Below are 19,097 nucleotides of genomic sequence, written 5' to 3' on the forward strand. Positions count from 1 at the left end.
GTTAACTCAGTAATTCGGTGAACGGATAGTATGTAATCAAATCGCCGGCGCGGATGGCCGTGTGTTCCGGCACCACAGCCAGGCCGTCGCCCCAGCAGGCGGAACTCAGGACGCCGGAGCTCTGGTTGGGGTAGGCGACAACCTCCAGACCCGCTGCTGAACCCTGCTTCCGGGCCCGTACAAACTCGCGGCGGACAGATGTGGAGGTTACGTCAAACCCAGCGGGCAGAGATTCGCCCACGGGAAGGAGGTCCTGCCGGCCCTGGCGTTTGCGAATGTAAGGCATCGCCACCACCAGAAAAGTGACCAGGACCGCTGCCGGATTGCCCGGCAAACCGAGTACCGGTATGCCTGCCACTTCGCCAAACGCCAGTGGTTTGCCGGGCTTGATTGCCATGCGCCAAAGTGACAGCTTGCCGGATTTCTCCAGTACCGCGCGAACGTGGTCCTCCTCACCGACCGATACGCCGCCGCTGGTGATGATCAGGTCGGCCTTGGCAGCAGCAGACTCGAGCGTGCTGCGGGTGGCTTCCCGGGTATCTTCAAGGGTTTCGCACAGAACCAGCTCGCAGCCAGCCTCGGCCAACAGGCCCATGAGGGTAAATCGGTTGGTGTTGTATATCTGGCCAGAATCAAGTGGCTGGCCCGGCTCCACCAGTTCATCACCGGTGGTCAATACCGCGACTCTTAGCCGGCCCATGACCGGAACCTGGCTGATTCCCATGGAGGCCAGCAGGCCCATTTCCTGGGGGCGAATGCGCTTGCCCTTCGCCAGCGCCAGATCGCCCCGGGCAAGATCCTGGCCCTGCCTGCGAATGTTCTGGCCCTCTGAAACCTCGGCCTGGATCAGAATCATGTCGTCGGTGCGTTCCACCCGTTCCTGCATCACGACCGCATCGGCCCCTTCGGGAATCTCGGAGCCGGTAAAAATCCGTGCCGCTGTGCCGGGTGCCAGTGTTCCGGGGGCAACGCCGGCCGGGATTCTGGCGGATACGGACATCGGTTTGCCGGCGGCGACATCGGCCAGACATACCGCATAGCCGTCCACGGCGCTGTTATCCGCTGGCGGCACATCCGCGGGAACATACTGGTTCTCCGCCAGAACCCGGCCGAGGCTGTCCGTTAAGGCAACGGCTTCGGTTCGGGTGATGGCCGGCGCCCGGTCAAGAATATGTTGCAGTGCATCGTCAACCGATGTCAGATCGTTAGCCACCATGTGTCCTCCTGTTTATCGCTCGGCACGCTGGCCAATCACTTCCTGAACCCGCTGGTAGGGGCGGTCCGGCTTGCGCAGGGCCAGAGCAGAGAAATTACAGGGGCCATGGCGACTGTCCAGCTGGGTTGCCAGAATGCCGTTCCAGCCGGTTCGGCAAGCCCCGGTTGAGCCGGGCAGGCAGAAAATAACCGTATGGTTGGCCAGGCCGCCAAAGGCCCGGGACTGGATGGTGGAGGTGCCGATTTCAGACGCGGACAGTCGCCGGAACTCCTCACCAAATCCGTCGATGGTTTTATCCAGCAGGGGCGCTACCGCCTCCGGCGTACTGTCACGTTCGTGGAAGCCGGTGCCGCCGGTAATGATGACGGCGTGAATCTCCGGATCGGCAATCCATTGTGACATCAGGGCCCGGACCAGGTAGATGTCATCCGGCAGGATGCGGCGGGCCACAAGCCGGTGACCGGCCTCGACAACGCTGTCCTCGAGAAACTGGCCAGACGTGTCTTCATCCGGGCCTCGGGTGTCCGAGACGGTCAGAAGGGCGATGTTCAGGGGCTTCAGTTCGCTGGTGCGATCACTGCTCATGGGGTAGGCTCCGGAAGTCTGTCATCAATCATAGGCTCAGTATCCTGATCTGCTGCGTGGTTGGGAAGGGAGTAACCCATCAGAGGGAGCTCCAGAACCAGTGAACCCCATGCCAAAAACTGGCTTAATTTTATTCAGGGGCTTGACATTCGCGCTAAAGGTGGCCGATGATGCCGTTGCCCGGCGAACAGTTGTTCCCACTCTCTGGCTTCGGCATTTAATATCCGGCTTCCATCTACACCGGTTGCTCCATCTGCCAGCACCTTTGTTTCATTTTTGATTCGATCAACACGTTCAGGGGCGCCCCTGTCATTCCAACAGTCGTTTACTTCCATTCCTGAAAATCCAACAAACTATGAATCTTACTGAACTCAAGCAGAAATCCGTGCCCGAATTGCTCGATATCGCGCAAGAAATGGGCCTCGACAACCTGGCTCGTTCGCGCAAACAGGATGTGATCTTCACCATCCTGAAAAAACACGCCAAAAGCGGCGAAGACATTTACGGTGACGGTGTACTGGAGATTCTGCAGGATGGTTTCGGCTTCCTCCGCTCCGCCGATGCCTCATACCTGGCCGGGCCGGACGATATTTACGTTTCCCCCAGCCAGATTCGTCGGTTCAACCTGCGTACCGGCGACACCATCGCGGGCAAGATCCGTCCTCCGAAAGACGGCGAACGTTATTTTGCCCTGCTGAAAGTCAACGAGATCAACTTTGACAAGCCGGACAACGCCCGCAACAAGATTCTGTTCGAGAACCTGACACCGCTGTTCCCTCAGGAACGGTTGATGCTGGAAGCCGGTAACGGCAGCACCGAGGATCTCTCATCCCGGGTTCTGGATCTGGTAGCGCCGATAGGTAAAGGCCAGCGGGGGCTGATCGTATCCCCGCCCAAGGCTGGTAAAACGCTGCTGATGCAGGGTATCGCCCAGTCGATTACCCGCAATAACCCGGAATGCCACCTGATGGTGCTGCTGATTGATGAGCGCCCGGAAGAAGTGACTGAAATGCAGCGTACCGTGCGCGGCGAAGTGGTGGCCTCCACCTTTGATGAGCCGCCGGCCCGTCACGTGCAGGTGGCCGAGATGGTGATCGAAAAGGCCAAGCGCCTGGTCGAGCACAAGAAAGATGTGGTCATTCTGCTGGACTCCATCACCCGTCTGGCCCGGGCCTACAACACGGTGATTCCGTCCTCCGGCAAGGTACTGACCGGCGGTGTTGATGCCCACGCGCTGGAAAAGCCCAAGCGTTTCTTTGGTGCTGCCCGTAACGTGGAAGAAGGCGGAAGTCTGACCATTCTCGCCACGGCGCTTGTGAACACCGGTTCCAAAATGGACGAAGTGATCTACGAGGAGTTCAAGGGCACCGGTAACATGGAGGTGCATCTGGACCGACGGATTGCGGAGAAACGGGTGTACCCGGCCATCAACATTCGTAGCTCCGGCACTCGCCGCGAAGACCTGTTGATGTCCGAAGCCGACATCCAGCGTGTGTGGATCCTGCGCAAATTGCTGCACTCCATGGACGACGATACCGCCGCCATCGAGTTCCTGCTGGACAAGCTCAAGGACACCAAGACTAACGACGAGTTCTTCCAGTCCATGAAGCGTCGGTGATACTGACTCCGATTCCCGACCGGCGGGCGTTCTTATGGAATGTCCGGGTGGTCGGGGCGGATTCCCTCCCCAGCATTCAAGCTGCTCAGGCCAATACCTGAACTCAGGTCTGAATCCAGACCAGAAAAAACTCCGTAGTACCGTAGACCAGAAACGGAGCACACCATGAAATACAACGACCTTCGGGACTTTGTCAGCCAGCTGGAAAAGCTGGGTGAGCTCAAGCGCATTACTGCCGAAGTTGACCCCCACCTGGAAATGACCGAAATCTGCGACCGCACCCTGCGTGCCGGTGGTCCGGCGTTGTTGTTCGAGAATCCGAAAGGCTACGATATGCCGGTGTTGGCCAACCTGTTCGGAACACCGAAACGGGTGGCACTGGGCATGGGGCAGGACGATGTGGCAGCGTTGCGGGAGATTGGCAAGCTGCTGGCGTTTCTGAAAGAGCCGGACCCCCCCAAGGGCTTCAAGGACGCCATTGAAAAACTGCCATTATTCCGGCAGGTCATGCGCATGAGCCCCAAGGTGTTGCGCTCGGCACCCTGCCAGGATGTAGTGATTGAAAAAGACAAGGTGGATCTGTACCAGATACCGGTCCAGCACTGCTGGCCGGGTGACGCCGGTCCTCTGGTGACCTGGCCGCTGGTGATTACCCGTGGCCCCAACAAGGAACGTCAGAACCTGGGTATCTACCGGCAGCAGGTGATTGGTCGTAACCGTCTGATTATGCGCTGGCTCAGCCATCGGGGGGGCGCCCTGGATTACCAGGAGTTTCGTAAGGCCAACCCGGACAAGCCCTATCCGGTTGCGGTCGCACTGGGTGCTGATCCGGCCACCATTCTGGGTGCCGTTACCCCGGTGCCGGATACGCTGTCTGAATATGCTTTTGCAGGATTGCTGCGAGGGAGTCGAACGGAACTGGTGAGTGCGGGCCTGAGCGATCTTCAGGTACCGGCCAGTGCCGAGATTGTACTGGAAGGCTTTATCTACCCGGACGATATGGCGCCGGAAGGGCCGTTTGGTGATCACACCGGGTATTACAACGAAGTGGATCAGTTCCCGGTGTTTACCGTGGAGCGCATTACCCACCGCCGGGATCCGATCTATCACAGCACCTACACTGGCCGGCCACCGGACGAGCCGGCTATTCTCGGAGTGGCGCTGAACGAGGTGTTCATTCCAATCCTGCAGAAGCAGTTTCCGGAAATTGTCGATTTCTATCTGCCTCCGGAAGGCTGTTCCTACCGGCTTGCCGTAGTCACCATGAAGAAGCAGTATCCCGGCCATGCCAAGCGGGTGATGATGGGGGTATGGTCATTCCTGCGGCAATTCATGTACACCAAGTTTGTGATTGTCACCGATGACGACGTCAATGCCCGTAACTGGGAAGACGTGATCTGGGCCATTACTACGCGGATGGATCCGGCCCGGGACACCACCCTGGTGGAAAACACCCCGATTGATTATCTGGACTTTGCCTCGCCGGTGTCTGGGCTCGGCTCAAAGATGGGGATGGATGCCACCAACAAGTGGCCCGGAGAGACCGACCGGGAGTGGGGCACTGCCATCGCCATGACCGACGAGGTTAAACAGCGGGTGGATGACATCTGGGACAGCCTGGGGATTGAAATTCCCGGTGCCCGCCCCGACTGACAGGGGGCAAAGAGTGTTTCGGATACGCCTGCAGCCATCGGGGCTTGGTTACGGTGCGGATCAGGCTGAAGACCTGTTGTCTGCAGCGGCCGCAGCCGGAATACGGGTGCCGGCAGCCTGCCGAAACGGCGTGTGCGAAATCTGTGAGGCCCGGTTGCTGAAAGGTCGGGCGCTGAATACCCGAAATCAACATTCTATCGCGGTTGACGAGCCACTGATGATGTGTCGGACACGGCCGCTCGCCGACCTTGAACTGGAGATACCCGCCGTTATGGCATCAGGAAATTACCAGCCCCGCCAGTACCAGGCGAAGGTAATCGACGTACGTTCCATCAGTCACGATGTGTACCGGGTGGCCTTGCAGCTACCCCGGCGGAGGGATGTGGCTTTCCATGCCGGGCAGTATCTGTCGGTGATTCTGCCCGGAGCTGACCCCTGCTATTTCTCGATTGCCAGCAGCCCCTCAGCAGAGCAGATCGAACTGCACATCCAGGCTTCGCCCGACTGGGTCTCGGCCCAGAAAGTCATCGATGCGCTGACTTCCGGTCAGGATGTGACGGTGGAACTGCCCCATGGCAAGGCCTGCCTGGCCAGTATGCCGGACAAACCTCTGCTGCTGGTGGCGGCAGGTACCGGTTTTGCCCAGATGAAAAGCCTGGTGGATTACCTGCGGGAAACCCGTTACCAGAAGCCAGTCAAACTGTTCTGGGGCGTGCGCAAGCACGAGGACATGTACCTGCGTTCTCTCGCGCAGCAGTGGCAGGAGGAGTGGGCGCCGTTCAGCTTTTTGCCGGTGGTGGGAGACGATGAAGACAATGACTGGGGCGGTCACCACGACCAACTGGTCAGAGCTGTGCTGGCTTCAGGGTTCGATTGGCAGGACGTGGAAGTTCATGCCAGTGGCTCGCCCACCATGGTGTATACCCTGATGGATGCGCTGGTGGAGGCTGGCCTTCCGGAGCAGGCCTTTTTCTCGGATGTTCTGGAGTATGCTCCCCGCAGCTGACAGTTTCAGTGGGCGCTATCAACAAGGGCCGGCAATTTGCCGGCCCTTGTTGTTTGTCTGAATCAAAGACTGCGAAGTCTCAGGCCCGGGGCATGGGCAGGTCGGGCAGGCCATGGTCGGTTTCCAGCCCCTGCATCAGCAGCTTGATGCTGGCTTCTTCCTCGCCCATATGGGCATTCAGCCGGCTCAGCTCCGCGAGGGTTTCACGATTACGGCGCAATTTCAGACTGGTTTCAAAGTACTCCCGTGCTTTTCCCCACAGCTCATTACGCAGGCTGAGCCGGCCCAGTGCCAGCAACAGCTCGGGGTTGTTGGTGCGATGTTTCAGCCACTGTTCGGCAATCAATAGCTGTTCCTCCGGATCCTGACCCTGAATCCGGCCATACAGGTTGATCAGCTCGTCGCTCCAGTGGTTACGCAGTACCTTTCTCAGCAGCGTTTCTGCCTGGGCCTCATCACCCAGTCCCGCCAGCAGTCGGGCGTAGTCGCGGATGGTGTACTCATCCCGGCGCACAAAGCCCGGCAGCTCGTCCCACAGGCGAGTCAGCGGTTCCAGGCTGGCTTCGGGGTTTTCCTTGCGGCTGCGTTGGCATTCCTCGGCGGCCTGTTCCAGCAGGTTTTGCCAGACCTGACGTTCCAGCTCGTTCAGTTCGCTCTCTGGCACCACGCTGCGCTTGCGCAGTTCCGGAATAAGACGGGACAGCTCGCGCCAGTCCTCCAGACGCAGATAGGCGTTCTTCAGCAGCTTGAGGACAAACGGGTGATGTGGAGATTCCTTGCGTAGGCGCAGCAGGGTCGCCAAAGCCTGCTCGGGCCGGTTGCCGGCCAGTTGCAGCTGGGCCTGGGTCAACCCCACCGCCATGCTGGAGCCAGGTGTGCTTTCAAAGGCCTTGCGCAGCAGTTCATCGACCGCTTCATGGTCGCCGGACTCGAACGCGGCCTGGGCCGCCGCGAGATAGTTGATCAGGGGGGTGTCGGCATGGCTGGCAGAGCTGGACAGTAGCTTACGGGCGCGGGGCCAGTTGCCTTCGGCCAGAGCCAGGAGGCCTCGTGTGGTCCGGCGCCGGGCCCGGCGCTCATTACCGCGGGCAATCCAACCCGCCATCACACCGGTGCCCTGGCGGAAGCGGCGCACCGTGTTGATGAGGGTGACGGTCAGCAGGATGATCACCAGAATCAGCCCCAACCCGACCCAGAAATTGGTTTCAATCAGGTAGTTGCCCAGGCTGATGCGGATATAGCCCAGGTCGTAGGTCAACCCCAGGGAAAGCCCGGTGCCCACCAGAAGGGCAAGCAGCAGGATCAGCAATACGCGGATCATGACTCATCGCCCCCGTTGGCCGCCTTGCTGTCGGCATCGTTGTCGCCTGTGGCCAGGCGCCCCGCCAGCCGCTCCTTCAGCAGGCTCAGGGACTGGCTGATATCCGGCAGTTCCGGGTCTACGTTGCGCTCGGCCAGTTCGTTCAGGGTCTCGTTGAGCCCGCGAATGGCCGGGTTGGTGCCGTCATACCAGTCGTTGATGGTGGTGATGGCCTTGTTCAGAGCGCGTTCATACAGTGGCTGATTGCCCCGCAAGACCGCCATTTCAGCTTCTTCCAGCATCAGTTGCAGGTTGAGACGGGCCCAGGCGCTCTGGTCCGGAGACAACAGGGGTTTTACCGGTTCGTCCATCCGGCGGATCACAACGACTTCCTTGAGGGTGCCCAGGAACCGGTTCCAGCCCCTGGTGAACATGTTGCTGCCGTCAGACGGCGCATTCTGGTCTTCGACCATGTCGAATCCCGGCGCCTGATCACTGATCAGGGCCTGGTCGGTGAGATCGTTGACGCTGGCGATGGTAGCCTCCAGTCTCAGGTATAGCCCGGTGCGGTCGACACCCTGAATGCCTCTCAAGGACTGGATTTCCCGTGCCAGTTGCTGGCGTACCGGATAAACCCCGATATCGTCGGATTCCCGCAACACCTCGTCGGCCGATTCCAAGGCGGACAGTGAACCGCGGATGTCTTTTTCAATCAGCAGGCGCTGGTTGGCAATACGCAGCAGATATTCGGCTTCCGCCAGCAGCCAGTCGGTGCGGGTGCGGTTGCCGGCTTCCAGCAATTCGCGGGCGGTGTGATCGATCTGGCGTTGCTGGGTGGCAATCAGCTCCCGCTGTTCCGCCACGCGGTTTTCCAGTGCCTGAAGCCGCTCGCTCTGTTCGCTGCCGCGGTTGCCGTAAAGGCTTTCCAACTGGTTGGTATCCTGCCGGAGGTCCTGAACCACCTGCAGGGTGGCCTGGTGCTTCTGCCACTGTTGCCAGTTCCAGAGCCCAAGGGCAATCGCCAGAATCAGCGCGAGAACCGCCACAATCCACACTGGCCACAAGCGTGGGCGTTCTGGCCTGGCGGGTTGTACGGGAGCGGGGAGTTGTTTTGTTGTTTCAGTCACGGGCATCCTTACTTGGTTATCCGTTGTCACCGGCCTCCTGCGACAGGCAGGAAGCAACACTGATGACCAGGTCGTCATCGTTCAGGCTACCGGGCACCAATGGCTTGCGGAAGCCCAGCGCGCGCGCCTGTTCCGCTACACGCTCCGCAGGTACTACGATTATGTCGGGCGTCAGAGCCAATTGGTATCTGTGGCCCAGCTCCACCAGATTGTTCAGGGTTTCGCCGGAAAGCGCAATCACCACCTCGGGGTGGAAGTCGGCAACCAGAGCCTTCACCTGTTTTGCAGAATAGTACGGCAGCACGCGCCGGTACAGGGGCAGGGTGGTAATCCGTGCGCCCCGTTGCGCCAGGGTCTCACGAATCAGTTCCCGGCCATGCTCGCCCCGAGCCAGCAGAACTTTCTCTCCGTCAACGCGCTGCAGTGATGGCAGCGCCAGCAACGCTTCGCTGGTCCAGCCTTCGGCGGGCATTCTCGGTTTCAGGCCATGTTCGCGAAAGACCGCGGCGGTGCCGGCGCCCACTCCGTACCATTGCAGGCCGGCGGGAAGTTGAGGCCACCAGTGGTCGATTTCCTCCATCAGCCGGCGGGCGGCATAGGGGCTGACCGCGATGATGTGGGAAAAGTTGTCCAGCTGCTGCAGGATGCCGCGCTGCTCCGGGGTTTCCGGTAAAGGCTCGCGCGCCATCATCGGCATCACCCGGGCATCGGCACCGGCCTTGCGAAAGGCCTCGGCGAGGCGGCTGGCTTCGGGCTCGGGCCGGCAGATCAATACACGCCGGCCCTGGAGTTCAGACGGTTGCTGAAACTCAGCGTGGGGTGTGGCCATAGATTTCAGCCAGCACCTTGTCGGCCCCCATGGACAGCAGCTGTTCTGCCAGTTCACGGCCCAGGCGTTCACCTTCGGCGCGCGGGGCACGGCCTTCCACCCGGAAAATCTGGGTACCATCGACTGCGCCAACCAGGCCCCGCAGCCACAGGGTGTTATCGTCTTCCAGCAGGGCATAGGCGGCAATGGGTACCTGGCAACCGCCTTCAAGGCGACGGTTCAGCGCCCGCTCAGCGCTGACGCGGTCCCAGGTGTCGGTGTGATTGAGCGGGGCAATCAGCTCCAGAAGTTCCGTGTCACCGACCCGGCATTCGATGCCCAAAGCACCCTGGCCAACGGCTGGCAGGGAAAACGTGTCTGGCAGACAGTAACGGATACGGTCGTGGAAGCCGAGACGCTTCAGGCCGGAGCTGGCCAGTACAATGGCGTCGTATTCACCGGCATCGAGTTTCGCCAACCGGGTATTCACGTTGCCACGCAGTACCTTGATCTGAAGATCCGGGCGGTTGGCCCGCAGCTGGGCTTCCCGACGCAGGCTGGCGGTGCCTACTACCGCGCCCTCAGGCAGCTGGTCGATGTGTTCATACTGATTGCTGACGAAGGCATCGGTGGGGTCTTCACGCTCGCAAATGGCGACCAGCCCCAGGCCTTCGGGGAATTCCATGGGCACGTCTTTCATGGAATGCACGGCCAGATCGGCACGGCCGTCCAGCATGGCTTCTTCGAGCTCCTTCACGAACAGGCCCTTGCCGCCGATCTTAGCCAGGGGGACGTCCAGGATCTTGTCGCCCTGGGTCTTGATCTTGATCAGTTCAACGTCAACGTTGTCATGCAGCCTTTCCAGCTCGGCCTTGATGAATTCCGCCTGCCACAGCGCCAGTGCGCTGCTGCGGGTTGCAATGCGAAGGGTACGTTTGGACATGTCACTCACTGTCGTTCGGGAAAATGTGCCCCAAGGTTACCTTGTGGCAGAAAAAAAGTCCCGCGGTGAACCCCCGCCTACCCCCTCAGGGGGAGGGTTGGTGTTCGTGTAACCATTGGCGGACCGTACTGGCATGGCGGCGGCTGACCGGCAGCAGGGTGGCATTGCCTTTCAGTGCCAGCTGATTCTGTCCATCGGACGACCGCCGCAGCCCCTGGATAAAGCGCACGCCAACCAGTGTGTGTCGGTGGACGCGCAGAAGGTGATCCGGGTAAGCCTGCTCCAGTTCTTTCAGGGTGTAGTCGCACACCGTCTCGCCGTGGCGGTGGTGCAGAGTCACGTACTTCTGGTCGGCCTCACAGTAGTACAGATCTGACAGGTCGATCAGTTCGGTGCCTCGGTGCGTGCGCACCGCCAGTTGGTCGTTACCGGCATCGGTACTTTGCGCCAGGGCTTGCCTCTGTACCCGGTTCAGCTTGCCGGCCCGGGCCAGAGCATCGGCCAGCGCCTCACGCCGGACCGGTTTGAGCAGATAGGCGACGGCGCGAACCTCGAACGCCTGGATGGCATAGTGGTCATAGGCGGTACAAAAAATCACTGCGGGCGGATTGTGGAGCTTGCTGAGCTGGTCGGCTGCTTCCATGCCATCCATGCCGGGCATACGGATGTCCAGCAGCAGGATATCCGGTTCCAGTTCGGCCACTTTGCGCAAGGTGTCGTTGCCATCCACCGCTTCGCCACAAACCCGGTAATCCGGCAGGGCTTCCAGCAGGCGCTGAATGCGCTGGCGGGCGAGGGGTTCGTCATCGGCAATCAGTACGCGTTTGCTGTCTTCGGTATTCATGGCCTGTTTCGTGACTGACGGTTGCTGGTGTTGATGCTGCGCCGGGGCAGGCGAAGGGTGACGGTGTAGGTATTGCCCTGGCGACTGTGTTTGAGCACGGCCGGTTCGCCAAACAGTGCCTGTAGTCTGGCCTGGGTGTTACTCAGGGCGACCCGGTTGCCCTGATGCTGGCGTTCCGTAGATTCCGGCGCGGGATTCTGCACCAGAAGGTAGACAAAGTGATCCTTGGCCGATACTTCGACCCGGACGACACCGCCTTCCGGCCGCGGCTGAATGCCGTGATAGATGGCATTTTCCACCAGCGGCTGCAGTGTCAGGGGTGGTATTACCTGTTGCCCGAGCCCGGGTTGAATATCCCACTCCAGTTGCAGGCGTTCCCCCAGTCTCAGAGACTCAATCGCCAGGTAGCGCTGGCACAGTTCCAGCTCACGGTTCAGGGGAATGAGCTGGTCGTCGGTGCGCAGGCTGGCCCGGAACAGTTCCGACAGATCCAGCACTGCTTCTTCCGCCTGCTCCGGATTGGTGGCAATCAGGCTGGCAATGGTGTTCATGCTGTTAAACAGAAAGTGTGGCTGGATCCGGGCCTGCAAGGAGGTCAGCCGGGCCTGCATTTCCGCCTCACGCTGTTGCTGCCACTGGTGCTGAAGGTAAAAATAACGCAGCACCATCAGGATAATCAGCAGTGCCAGTAACAGCTTCTTGGCAATGCCCTGCCAGAGCGCCACGCCCGGCTGCGGGTGCAATACGCTGTCGGCAAACAGGCTGAACGCCAGTACGTCCAGCAAGACAATGGCGGCGATGGTCATCGTGGCGCGGCTGTTGCTCATGCGGGCCAGGCGGGGGCGCAACAGACAGATCAGTGCGGCGCTGGTGAGGGTGGTCCATTGCACGAACAGGGACAGCAGACCGAAGTAGTTCCAGTCGATCCAGCTGTTCTGTGCCTGCACGATGGCCAGCACCAGAACCAGCAGTTCGCTGGTAATCAACAGCATGAACACGGCCCGCACACGACACAGATCGGGCACGTAGAAGCTGTCGGTGTCCTTGTGGTTCATGCCTTTGTCGGGTTTCAGGGGAGTCTCCTTAACCGGGGCCGGAATGCTATACTGCCGCAACTTTTAACTTATCCATTGCCGGCATGATGATGCCGGGCTGTCAGCAGGAAAGATAGACCATGACGGATCAGAAAAAGTCTGACCAGACCACATCCTCCGAAAAACCCTGGGGTGGCCGCTTCAGCGAGCCTACCGATGCCTTTGTTGAACGCTTCACCGCCTCGGTGGGCTTCGACCAGCGCCTGTATCATCATGATATTACCGGCTCCATCGCCCATGCCACCATGTTGGCGAAGGTGGGTGTGCTGACGGACGCCGAGCGCGACCAGATCATCGACGGCCTGAAGGGCGTGAAGGAAGACATCGAAGCCGGGCGCTTCGAATGGTCCGTCAGCCTGGAAGATGTGCACATGAACATCGAAGCCCGGCTCACCGATCGCATCGGCATCACCGGCAAGAAACTGCATACCGGCCGCAGCCGGAATGATCAGGTCGCCACCGATATCCGGCTGTACCTGCGCGATGAAATCGACGTGATTGCCGAGGAACTGGCGCGCCTGCAGGCTGGCTTGCTGGACCTGGCCGAGCGCGAGGCAGACACCATTATGCCCGGCTTTACCCACCTGCAGACCGCCCAGCCGGTTACCTTTGGCCACCATTTGCTGGCCTGGTACGAAATGCTGGTGCGCGATGCCGATCGTCTGCAGGATTGCCGCAAGCGGGTGAACGTGATGCCTCTGGGGGCCGCTGCCCTGGCCGGCACCACTTACCCGATTGACCGCAATCTGACCGCCGAACTGCTGGGCTTTGACCGGCCCACTGAAAACAGCCTGGATTCGGTCTCCGACCGGGACTTCGCCATTGAATTCTGCAGTTTCGCCGCGCTGCTGATGACCCACCTGTCCCGGTTCAGTGAAGAGCTTGTGCTCTGGACCTCCGCCCAGTTCGATTTCATCGACCTGCCGGACCGGTTCTGCACCGGTTCCTCGATCATGCCCCAGAAGAAAAACCCGGATGTACCCGAGCTGGTGCGTGGCAAGACCGGCCGGGTAAACGGCCATCTGATCAGCCTGCTGACCCTGATGAAGAGCCAGCCGCTGGCCTACAACAAGGACAATCAGGAAGACAAAGAGCCGCTGTTCGACACGGTCGATACCATCAAGGGCTGCCTGAAGGCCTACGCCGATATGATCCCGGCCATCAGGGCCAAGGCCGACAACATGCGGGTAGCCGCCAAGCGGGGCTTCTCCACCGCCACGGATCTGGCTGATTACCTGGTCAAGAAAGGCGTGCCGTTCCGTGATGCCCATGAGATTGTCGGCAAGTCAGTTGCTTTCGGTGTCGCCGAAGGTCGTGACCTGTCAGATATGACGCTGGAGGAACTTCAACAGTTCTCCGATGTGATCGGCGAGGATGTGTTCGACGTGCTGACCCTGGAAGGTTCCGTGCAGGCCCGTGATCATCTGGGTGGCACTGCGCCAAACCAGGTACGTGCAGCGGTGGCCCGCGCTCGGAAAAATCTGGCATAGTCGACTGGCTGTCATGGGCGTGGCAGTTTAGAAAAAAGTTTATGACAAAACCGTAAAGTGCGGTTTTGTCATAAATACACAATATCGGCTAGGATTGTCCGACTAACTTTACCTGCTTGCTACCGTCAACAAGGACGCTGACGATGAGCTTTGTGAAACTGGTCAGGCCTTCAGAATTGAAGGTCCTCGACATTCCCTTTGTTGAAACTCCTTTTTTTGCTGCCGATAGGGCTCGCCTCCTGGTTGAGCAGGACAACCATCTTCGTTCAAGCATGCAATCGCTGTTCAGGTATGGCTCTGGTGACCGACGGAACCTAGCGGAAACTGTCCATCGGGCGGTCAGAGACGGCGAGTTGATGTTGGTCTGTTCGGAGTGGAATAAGCCTTTCTCGCCGATGGTGACCTGGCGGCCAGACAACAGTCTGCCTGCCGGTGGCCAGTGGCGGATAGAGGGCAGTTGGCTGAACGTTCCATCTGAGCTTGAGTGTGCAGTAGCAGAGCTGAACAACTGCGGCATCACCTGCGAGCAGTTGCGCCAATCCGAATCCTGGGGTGTCGGGTCGCTGGAAGTGAACATGTTCTCAATGAACTACCGGCAGCGCCAGCGCCGGGAGCGGGCGGCTCAAGGTAACGTGGATGACCATCGGCTGAGCCTGCCCTTAGGGGCTTCCGCACTGGTGGCTCCCGTGTTGATGTCTGCAGCATCCGCAACCGAAGACGCTAAGGCAGACTCCTCTCAGGCACCCGCCCCAAAGATACACCTGGAAGTGGGCCTGTTTACCGATGGCACCATGAACAACGCCGCCAATACCCGGGCCTTCGTTGAGCAGCTGGAGCAGGAGTGCCTGATTCCCTACGAAAATAACACCATCGGCCGGGAAGAGTGTGAGCGGCGGATGGGTCTGATGTTGGGCGACAGTTACGCCAATGCGGCCAGCAATGTGGCGAAGCTGTGGGATTTGTACGTCGAAGACGAAAAAGAGGAGGAGGGTACCAGCACCTACCGGCGTAAAATTTATGCTCCTGGGGCTGGCACCAAGACTGGCGAGGATGATGTGATGTATAGCGCAGCCACCGGCATGGGGGAGGCCGGCGTTATCGCACAGGTGGACTATGCTTTCTCGCAACTGGCCTTGCGGGTGAAAGAAGTCTTGCAGAACCTGCCCGCCGACCGCCTGGACAAACCCATCGACAAACTTACGTTGGACCTGTTCGGCTTCAGCCGGGGCGCGGCGGCTGGCCGCCATACTGCACACGAGATAAATCAGGGGGAGAATGGTCTGCTGGCCCAGATGCTGGCTGACAGCGGTATCCTCTGGCCGAAGACGGTAGAAATTCGCTTCGTGGGGCTGTTCGACTCCGTGGCCGCCATCGTTAACCTCGCTGCTGGTGATGCGTTGGCCCATAACAACCGCAACCACCCGGTGGAGTTGTACCTGGATCCAGGCAAGGTGGGCCAGGCGGTGCACCTGACCGCGGCCCATGAGCACCGCAGGAACTTTGCCCTGAACAGTCTGCGAAGCCGCGACGGCAGCTTGCCGGCCAACTTCCGGGAAATTTCCCTGCCGGGCGTTCATTCCGATATTGGCGGTGGCTACGGCGACAGCCAGCGGGAGGACGTGCTGTTAAGCCTCAGGTTAAAGGTGCCTCGCGACCGGCTGAGCAGGCCGGACCAAACCCTCCAATGGGATAACCTGGAGGCCAAGCGGCAACAGATGGAGGCGGCAGGCTGGATTGGCCCATATAATCTGCCGGTAGGGCAATCCGAGCAATTGCAGGCATGGCCGAAAGACCAGGGCCCGGAAGGGCCAGCCCGGCTGGACATTGTCACCCTGCGCCACGAGCACCCGGCCCAGGATGGCCGGGTAGAACTGGTGTTGCGGATGCTGCGCCAGGTGCGGGGGGAGTATTCGCAGGTGGCCTTGAGGTTGATGCATTGGTTGGCCACCGATAGCGGTGTGCCGCTGCAAGATATCGATACCAAAAAAACCGACAATACCCTGCCAGAGGAACTGATCCCCATCCTGCAACAAATTCTAGAGCAAGTTGAACAAGGGAGCGATGCCCCCTCACTGGCTACTGAATATGAGCATCTGTTGCTCCAGCGCTATATCCATTACTCGGCGCACTACAACGCTATTGAGACCCTGGTGGCGGGCTTGCCTGCGAAGTTGCAGGGGATTCATCCCAATGCACCAGCACCTTCAGGCGAGCGCCTGGTGTATCCACAGACAGAGGGCGACTAATGATTCAGAAAATTCTGGCCATGGGAGTCATGGCCATCGCCCTGTTGGGCAGCGGCTGTTCGGCGTGGTCGAAGGCGGACGACACTCTTTGGATGGTCAGGATAGCGGCGCCACAGCACTACGAAGTTTGGGTGACTGATATGTTCCTGGAGAAGTCGGGTGAGCGGAGCTGGCGCCAGCCGATAGGCACGGTGGGGTGCTGCTGGAAGGGGGCCCGTGGCCCAACCGGGCCTGGGGGCAGAGCTGACCCCTTTCCGGAACTGATTCTGGTCAACTGGTTTTCCTACGCGGAGCAGAAATATTACACCAAGATCATTCAGGTGCCGGAAGACCTGCTGGACCGAATGCGGGAGCCGGCAACCTATGTTACGCAGGTTGATGTGCGCTCAGGCCCCCGGAACCTCCTGACCATTGGCCTGGCGCCCGGCGGTACCGTGGTGGTCTGGATTTCGAACCAGATTGGCAATGAGATCGAGGTGATGCGGATGCAGGCGACGGAAGTGCCGGGTGACCCGGATGATTTTGAGGTAGGCACCAGAAATTATCTCGAAAAACACGGTGACTACCTCAGGGAACACGGCGTCCCTATGGAGGGCTGGTAAGCGGCCGCGGAAGCGGTTCTAAAGTGACCCAGTGTGAGGTCGGGGTAGAACGAAGCCTGCCCTCAACATAACTTAGCCGCCGATCCAGCCCGTACTCAGCTCAACCCCCACCGGCTTCAGCTCCGCCAGCGGGCTGGGCTTGGATAACCGGTAACCCTGGCCAAAATGGATGCCCAGGGTACGGACCTTTCTCAGGGTCTCGTCGCTCTCTATAAAGGTGGCAACGGTCTCCTTGCCCGCGGCTTCTGCAATACGATGCAGGGCATCCACCATCACTTGCTGAACCGGATCGTCCTCCAGATGATCCATCACCCGTCTATCCAGTTTGATGATATCCACCGGCAGGTGGGCGGCCAGGCTGTAGCTTTCCACCGAGGCGCCAGCGCCCTCCAGGGCCACCCGGCAACCGATTCGATGCAGTGCATCGCAGAGCACGGCCACTTCGTCCGGATACTGGGTGGCATGGGCTTCCCGGATCTCCAGGCAGAAGCACTCCGCCCGGAACGGTGAGGGTGCCAGTAGCTGTTCCATGAAATCGGCAAAGGTGTCATCCAGTACCGAGGCCAGAGACAGGTTGAAGCCGCAGTATTTCAGCCTTGGTTCCAGCAGTCGGTGCTGCCCCAGCCAGTCCAGGGTCTGACGAATGACCTGACGGTCCAGCCGTTTGGCCAGGTCAAAGCGCTCGGCCAGGGGCAGGAACTGTCCGGGCAGGAGTGTGGTGTCGTCCGGTCCCTGACCGGGAATGCGACACAGTATTTCAATATGGTCGCCCCAGGTCACACTCGCCACCGGCTTCAGAGCCTGGAACTCAAGGATCAGTTGATGCTGGTCCAGGGCTTGGCGGAGCTGTTCCAGCTGCTTGTCTGTACCAGTATCGCCGGCGGCATCCGGCAGTGCATGGGCGGTGTGGATCCGGTTCCGGCCTGAAGTCTTGGCGGTATGGCACAGGTCCGCAGCCTGGGTGAGCAGCGTGTCGGCCCGCTCCGGCAACTCACTGTCCAGAATCAGCAGACCGCCGCTGGTAGTGGTCTGCAGGGTATGCCCCTGCCATTCAAACTGGAACTGGGCAATCTGTTCGCGGATTTCCTCGGCGATCTTTCGCGCTCTGGGTTCCGGGCAGTTCTCGATGAACAGCGCAAAGGTATCGCCGGCCAGTCGTGCCAGGGCATCACGCTGTCGTACGCGCAGCCCGAGCATGGCGGCCAGTTCCCGCAGGTAGCGGTCGCAGGTGCCGCTGCCAGCGTCCTCGTTGAACTGTTCGAAGTTGTCCAGATCCAGAAACAGCAGCCCGTCGGTGCTCTGGCGTTTGTGGCGATGGCCCATGGCCCGTTCCAGGTGTTCGATGAAAGAACGGCGATTCATCAGTCCGGTGACCGGATCGTGTCGCATGCGGTAATCGCTGTTGCTGGTGTGCTGGATCCGGTTGCTGATATCGCGTGCGACATGAACGGCCCCGGTGACCTCACCCCGGTCTCCGCGGATGCTCTGGAAGTGAAATTCGTAAATCGGCAGTCCCTCTCCCTGGCGGTTCAGGGGCATTTCTGCCACAAAATGCTCACGGTCGAAGGCCCGTTGCCATAGCCGTTCGATCAGTCTCCGCTCATTTGGGAAGTCCTTCAAAAGGCTGCGCAGGTTGTCTCCGGTCTTTGGCGTCAGGTCAAAGGCGTGTTGAAACTGCTGGCACCAGGGGGTGTTGAAATGCAACAGCCTGAACTCGGTGTCGATGGCTACCACCAGATCAGAGGATGCGGCGGTCGTGGCTTGAAGAATCTGCTGAGCCTGTTGTTTTTCCAGATCGTGGACCATGGCCTCGCTGTGGTTGACCATCACGCCGCCGAGTTTTTGCACCCGGCCGCCGTTCTTCAGAGCACGACCGGCCAGAGTAACCCGTTGTGGCCGTTGCCGGCTGGTGAGAATGGTCAGGTCCATGCTGAACGGCTGGCCGGTGCGCATACAGCGCCTGAACATCGCTCGTACCCGGTTCTGGCCTGTCTGGCAGTAAAACAGCGCCTGTTCCGGTGTCAGCTCGCTGCCGGCTTTGAGTTCCAGCAGGCGGTACATACCTTCGGACCAGCTGATCTCGTTGCTGGGCATGTCCAGTTCCCAGAGACCAAAGCCGGCATTCTGTTCCGCCAGTCGTTGAATCCGGCTATCCATGGCATCGCTGTCTCTGAGGGTAATCGAGGCGGTAGCGGCCTGGTCTGAATCCCGGACCTCCATTCGCAGCCCGAGCAGGGCAGTAAAGAAAAAGCCATCCTTGTGGCGAAACGTCACCAGCACTGTCTGGCCATTGTCGAGCCGGTGTCGGTGGGCGGGGGCGAAGGGATCGTCCTGGCGGGAAGCCAGAATATGCTGGACTTTCTGCCCGGTCAGATCGCTGATGTCGTAGCCAAACATGGTTTCTGCATGGCGATCAGCCTGGATGATCCGGCCATCGTCATCCACCCGAAGCAGGGTGGGCCGGATAACGGGGCCCGTCGGATCGGGCCGGTAGCGTTGAATCAGAAACTCTTTCACAGCTCGGGTGCCTCGCTCGGGCTGGCAGCGTGTTCACTGCCTGTGCTT

Annotated in this window: 15 protein-coding genes; 6 read left to right on the forward strand and 9 right to left on the reverse strand. The window is 60.0% G+C overall.

What is annotated here, in order from left to right; all coding sequences use genetic code 11:
- Nucleotide 1 precedes the first annotated feature (1 nt).
- Both glp and moaB read right to left on the reverse strand, forming a co-directional pair.
- A complete protein-coding gene (glp, locus tag Q669_RS10015; RefSeq protein WP_022992120.1) occupies nt 2-1,216 on the reverse strand; it encodes a gephyrin-like molybdotransferase Glp in 1,215 nt (404 codons plus the stop codon).
- A 12-nt stretch (nt 1,217-1,228) separates the two neighbouring features.
- On the reverse strand, nt 1,229-1,801 hold the full coding sequence (moaB, locus tag Q669_RS10020; RefSeq protein WP_014420345.1) for a molybdenum cofactor biosynthesis protein B: 573 nt from the start codon (nt 1,799-1,801) through the stop codon (nt 1,229-1,231).
- Nucleotides 1,802-2,156: 355 nt separating this feature from the next.
- On the opposite strand from moaB, the gene rho reads away from it, so the two are divergent.
- The 3 genes from rho (at nt 2,157) to Q669_RS10035 (ending at nt 6,078) form a co-directional block, all read left to right on the forward strand.
- A complete protein-coding gene (gene rho, locus Q669_RS10025) occupies nt 2,157-3,419 on the forward strand; it encodes a transcription termination factor Rho (protein ID WP_014420346.1) in 1,263 nt (420 codons plus the stop codon).
- Between the two features lie 165 nt (nt 3,420-3,584).
- Complete coding sequence (gene ubiD, locus Q669_RS10030; RefSeq protein ID WP_022992121.1) at nt 3,585-5,072, forward strand: 4-hydroxy-3-polyprenylbenzoate decarboxylase; 1,488 nt, start codon at nt 3,585-3,587, stop codon at nt 5,070-5,072.
- A gap of 13 nt (nt 5,073-5,085) precedes the next feature.
- On the forward strand, nt 5,086-6,078 hold the full coding sequence (locus tag Q669_RS10035) for a CDP-6-deoxy-delta-3,4-glucoseen reductase (RefSeq protein WP_022992122.1): 993 nt from the start codon (nt 5,086-5,088) through the stop codon (nt 6,076-6,078).
- A gap of 79 nt (nt 6,079-6,157) precedes the next feature.
- Here the strand turns inward: Q669_RS10035 and Q669_RS10040 are convergent, their stop codons facing one another.
- The 6 genes from Q669_RS10040 to Q669_RS10065 form a co-directional block, all read right to left on the reverse strand.
- Complete coding sequence (locus tag Q669_RS10040) at nt 6,158-7,399, reverse strand: heme biosynthesis HemY N-terminal domain-containing protein (RefSeq protein ID WP_022992123.1); 1,242 nt, start codon at nt 7,397-7,399, stop codon at nt 6,158-6,160.
- Nucleotides 7,396-8,511 carry a uroporphyrinogen-III C-methyltransferase gene (locus Q669_RS10045; protein WP_264673060.1) on the reverse strand — a complete coding sequence of 372 codons (1,116 nt, stop codon included), beginning with the start codon at nt 8,509-8,511 and terminating at the stop codon, nt 7,396-7,398. The genes Q669_RS10040 and Q669_RS10045 overlap by 4 nt, the downstream gene beginning before the upstream one ends.
- 10 nt (nt 8,512-8,521) lie before the next feature.
- The gene (locus tag Q669_RS10050) at nt 8,522-9,334 is read right to left on the reverse strand and encodes a uroporphyrinogen-III synthase (protein WP_011784031.1); all 813 of its coding nucleotides are present in this window, start codon (nt 9,332-9,334) and stop codon (nt 8,522-8,524) included.
- Nucleotides 9,315-10,256: a hydroxymethylbilane synthase gene (gene hemC / locus Q669_RS10055; RefSeq protein WP_022992125.1), complete on the reverse strand. Its 942-nt coding sequence runs from the start codon at nt 10,254-10,256 to the stop codon at nt 9,315-9,317. The genes Q669_RS10050 and hemC overlap by 20 nt, the downstream gene beginning before the upstream one ends.
- 85 nt (nt 10,257-10,341) lie before the next feature.
- Nucleotides 10,342-11,100: a LytR/AlgR family response regulator transcription factor gene (locus Q669_RS10060; protein WP_011784033.1), complete on the reverse strand. Its 759-nt coding sequence runs from the start codon at nt 11,098-11,100 to the stop codon at nt 10,342-10,344.
- Nucleotides 11,097-12,155 (reverse strand): sensor histidine kinase, encoded by a 1,059-nt coding sequence (locus tag Q669_RS10065; protein ID WP_022992126.1) that lies wholly within the window; start codon nt 12,153-12,155, stop codon nt 11,097-11,099. Before Q669_RS10065 ends, Q669_RS10060 begins: the two co-directional genes overlap by 4 nt.
- Nucleotides 12,156-12,274: 119 nt before the next feature.
- Here Q669_RS10065 and argH point away from each other — a divergent pair, with 119 nt between their 5' ends.
- The 3 genes from argH (at nt 12,275) to Q669_RS10080 (ending at nt 16,532) form a co-directional block, all read left to right on the forward strand.
- A complete protein-coding gene (gene argH / locus Q669_RS10070; protein WP_014420355.1) occupies nt 12,275-13,684 on the forward strand; it encodes an argininosuccinate lyase in 1,410 nt (469 codons plus the stop codon).
- Between the two features lie 143 nt (nt 13,685-13,827).
- On the forward strand, nt 13,828-15,930 hold the full coding sequence (locus Q669_RS10075; protein ID WP_022992127.1) for a T6SS phospholipase effector Tle1-like catalytic domain-containing protein: 2,103 nt from the start codon (nt 13,828-13,830) through the stop codon (nt 15,928-15,930).
- Nucleotides 15,930-16,532, forward strand: coding sequence for a DUF2931 family protein (locus Q669_RS10080; protein ID WP_022992128.1), 603 nt, complete (start codon nt 15,930-15,932; stop codon nt 16,530-16,532). The genes Q669_RS10075 and Q669_RS10080 overlap by 1 nt, the downstream gene beginning before the upstream one ends.
- 72 nt (nt 16,533-16,604) lie before the next feature.
- Here the strand turns inward: Q669_RS10080 and Q669_RS10085 are convergent, their stop codons facing one another.
- Entirely contained in the window at nt 16,605-19,049 is a 2,445-nt protein-coding gene (locus tag Q669_RS10085; RefSeq protein WP_022992129.1) for an EAL domain-containing protein, read from the reverse strand.
- Nucleotides 19,050-19,097 lie beyond the last annotated feature (48 nt).

The organism is Marinobacter sp. C1S70, assembly GCF_000475355.1.
Classification (GTDB): Bacteria; Pseudomonadota; Gammaproteobacteria; order Pseudomonadales; family Oleiphilaceae; genus Marinobacter; species Marinobacter nauticus.

What these genes read in the sequence shown, in the direction of transcription:
- glp (WP_022992120.1), bottom strand. Translation starts at nt 1,216, where the DNA reads ATGGTGGCTAACGATCTGACATCGGTTGACGATGCACTGCAACATATT.
- moaB (WP_014420345.1), bottom strand. Translation starts at nt 1,801, where the DNA reads ATGAGCAGTGATCGCACCAGCGAACTGAAGCCCCTGAACATCGCCCTT.
- rho (WP_014420346.1), top strand. Translation starts at nt 2,157, where the DNA reads ATGAATCTTACTGAACTCAAGCAGAAATCCGTGCCCGAATTGCTCGAT.
- ubiD (WP_022992121.1), top strand. Translation starts at nt 3,585, where the DNA reads ATGAAATACAACGACCTTCGGGACTTTGTCAGCCAGCTGGAAAAGCTG.
- Q669_RS10040 (WP_022992123.1), bottom strand. Translation starts at nt 7,399, where the DNA reads ATGATCCGCGTATTGCTGATCCTGCTGCTTGCCCTTCTGGTGGGCACC.
- Q669_RS10045 (WP_264673060.1), bottom strand. Translation starts at nt 8,511, where the DNA reads ATGCCCGTGACTGAAACAACAAAACAACTCCCCGCTCCCGTACAACCC.
- Q669_RS10050 (WP_011784031.1), bottom strand. Translation starts at nt 9,334, where the DNA reads ATGGCCACACCCCACGCTGAGTTTCAGCAACCGTCTGAACTCCAGGGC.
- hemC (WP_022992125.1), bottom strand. Translation starts at nt 10,256, where the DNA reads ATGTCCAAACGTACCCTTCGCATTGCAACCCGCAGCAGCGCACTGGCG.
- Q669_RS10060 (WP_011784033.1), bottom strand. Translation starts at nt 11,100, where the DNA reads ATGAATACCGAAGACAGCAAACGCGTACTGATTGCCGATGACGAACCC.
- Q669_RS10065 (WP_022992126.1), bottom strand. Translation starts at nt 12,155, where the DNA reads ATGAACCACAAGGACACCGACAGCTTCTACGTGCCCGATCTGTGTCGT.
- argH (WP_014420355.1), top strand. Translation starts at nt 12,275, where the DNA reads ATGACGGATCAGAAAAAGTCTGACCAGACCACATCCTCCGAAAAACCC.
- Q669_RS10075 (WP_022992127.1), top strand. Translation starts at nt 13,828, where the DNA reads ATGAGCTTTGTGAAACTGGTCAGGCCTTCAGAATTGAAGGTCCTCGAC.
- Q669_RS10080 (WP_022992128.1), top strand. Translation starts at nt 15,930, where the DNA reads ATGATTCAGAAAATTCTGGCCATGGGAGTCATGGCCATCGCCCTGTTG.